Genomic DNA, 2,159 nt, shown 5'->3' with positions numbered 1-2,159 from the left:
ATGATCATGCTGCTGGCCGGGCTGCAGGCGATGTCGCGCGAGGTGCTCGAAGCCGCACGCGTCGACGGCGCCAATGCGTGGCAGACCTTCTGGCAGGTCACCTTCCCGCTGATGCTGCCGGTTTCGGTGACGGCGTTGATCCTGCGCATCATCTTCAAGCTGAAGCTTGCCGACATCATCATCACGGTGACGTCGGGTGGCCCGGGCGGTGCGACCGATTCCGTGTCTAGCTTCATCTACCGCGAATATCGCGACCGCTCGAACGTCGGCTACGGAACCATGCTGGCGATGGCCTATCTGGTGATCATCGTCGTGTTCGTCACCTGGCTGCTGAAATTTGCCAACCGTTTTGTCCGCAATGTGAATTGAGCCAAGATGAGCGTTCAGACCACCGAATATGTAGCCTCGGAGATCCGCTCACCGGCGAGCTTCCTCGCCAGCCGCGTCTTCATCTATGGGGCGCTGGCCTTCTGGGCGTTCATCTGCCTGTTTCCGATCTACTGGACGATCACGACCTCGTTCAAGACCGCGGTTGATGTCACGCAAGGCCATCTCATCCCCTTCGTCGACTTCCAGCCGGACTGGAAAGGCTGGCGCTCGCTCGGCCTGTCGCCGGACTCGATCTTCCAGACCTCGACGGTGCGCGAGGAGTTCCTCAAGCGCTTCATGAACTCGGTGATCACCTCGGTCGGCGCGTCGAGCCTGGCCATCGTCATCGGCAGCCTCGCCGCCTACGGGCTCACCCGCTATCGCTATCATTTCGCCTGGTTCAAGAACGAGGACATCTCGTTCTTCTTCCTGTCGCAGCTGATCCTGCCGCCGGTGGTGCTCGCCCTGCCCTTCCTGGTGCTCTACCGCGAAGTCGGTCTGCTCGACACGCGCGTCGGGCTGATCCTGCTCTACACGCTGATGGTGCTGCCGATCGTCATCTGGATCATGCGCGACCAGTTCAACTCGATCCCGGTCGAGCTCGAGGAAGCAGCGCTCGTCGACGGGCTGTCGATCTGGGGCGCCTTCTTCCGCATCGTCATGCCGATCGCGCTGCCGGGCATGGTCGCCGCCTTCATCCTGGCGATGGTGCTGTGCTGGAATGAGTATTTCTTCGCCGCCCTTTTGACCTCGACCGACGCCAAGACCATTCCCGTCATGGTGGCGAGCCAGACCGGCTCGCAAGGCATCAACTGGTGGTCGATGGCAGCACTCGCCACCGCCGCGATAGCGCCACTCGCCGTCATCGGCATTGCGCTCGAACGCTATCTGATCATGGGCATGACCGCGGGAGCGGTGAAGTAGCAGGGCCAGCCTTCCCTTCACCCCTTGTGGGGTGAGCAGCCGGTTCGCCGAAGGCGAATTCATCGTGCCGGTGGCACGATGAAAGGCCGGCGAACGCCGGGACGCTGCGAAGCAGCGGGGACACGGTAGGTGGATCGGCCACCCCGGCCCTTCGCAGGCTCAGGGCGTTCGAAGCTCGAAAAGCCAAGCAATTGGCTTTTCGTCCGCTACGCAGACCGCTTCTCACCCCGCAAGGGGAGGAGGAAGAACCGCGCTAGGCTCTTAGAATTGTGCGCAGGTGATCCATGATCATGGCGACGCCCTTCTGCCCGAGTTCCGCTGAAGCATCCCTGGCACTCGCCGTATACCAGCTCTTGTTGTCTTCGAAGTGGCCAGCATCGACAGCCTCCGGGCATAGCGCCAGCATCAGTGAGGTCTCGCCGATGCCGGCATGGTCGAACGGGTACTTGCCGTTCATGTCAGCCGACATCAGCGGGTGCACTTGCACCCAGTTGAAGAAATTTTCACCCGCAGCGTGTCCCGAATAGTAGTCGGCCATCGCCTGAGAGCCCCACCAGCCCTCGCCGCGTTCCTTCTCGAGAAAGCGGAAGATCGCCTGCCGACCGGCGGTCTTGAACGCCAGATCGGTCGGCATGCCGGCGGCGAAATTCTCGGTCTGGTGGTGAATGATGGCGTGGATGTTGCGAAAGCCGATGCGCAGCAGGCCGTAGAACAGCTCCTCGCCGAACGGCGCCAGCGCGTTGCCGCCGACCTGCACCGAGCCGCTGCCTTCCGGCGGCGCCACCGCATAGCTCGCAGCACCGTAGTAGAAGGGCGGCAGGATGACGACGTCCTTCTCCTTTTCGAACAGCTCCAGCGTCTTGACG

Annotated in this window: 3 protein-coding genes; 2 read left to right on the top strand and 1 reads right to left on the bottom strand. The window is 62.3% G+C overall.

The window, feature by feature from the left end; all coding sequences use genetic code 11:
• Together EN935_RS23760 and EN935_RS23755 are read left to right on the top strand one after the other, a co-directional pair.
• A partial coding sequence (locus EN935_RS23760) for a sugar ABC transporter permease (RefSeq protein ID WP_164771292.1) occupies positions 1 to 369 on the top strand: 369 nt, incomplete at its 5' end.
• A 6-nt stretch (positions 370 to 375) separates the two neighbouring features.
• The gene (locus tag EN935_RS23755; protein WP_056594228.1) at positions 376 to 1,293 is read left to right on the top strand and encodes a carbohydrate ABC transporter permease; all 918 of its coding nucleotides are present in this window, start codon (positions 376 to 378) and stop codon (positions 1,291 to 1,293) included.
• A 253-nt stretch (positions 1,294 to 1,546) separates the two neighbouring features.
• Here the strand turns inward: EN935_RS23755 and EN935_RS23750 are convergent.
• Positions 1,547 to 2,159, bottom strand: a 613-nt coding sequence (locus tag EN935_RS23750; protein WP_245489029.1) for a creatininase family protein, incomplete at its 5' end; no start/stop codon positions are given.

Source organism: Mesorhizobium sp. M7D.F.Ca.US.004.03.1.1, from assembly GCF_003998635.1.
GTDB classification, from domain to species: Bacteria; Pseudomonadota; Alphaproteobacteria; order Rhizobiales; family Rhizobiaceae; genus Mesorhizobium; species Mesorhizobium loti.
This window is presented reverse-complemented; position numbering and strand designations above follow the sequence as displayed.

Excerpts from the sequence above, each read along its gene's own strand:
- EN935_RS23755 (WP_056594228.1), top strand. The coding sequence starts at position 376 with ATGAGCGTTCAGACCACCGAATATGTAGCCTCGGAGATCCGCTCACCG.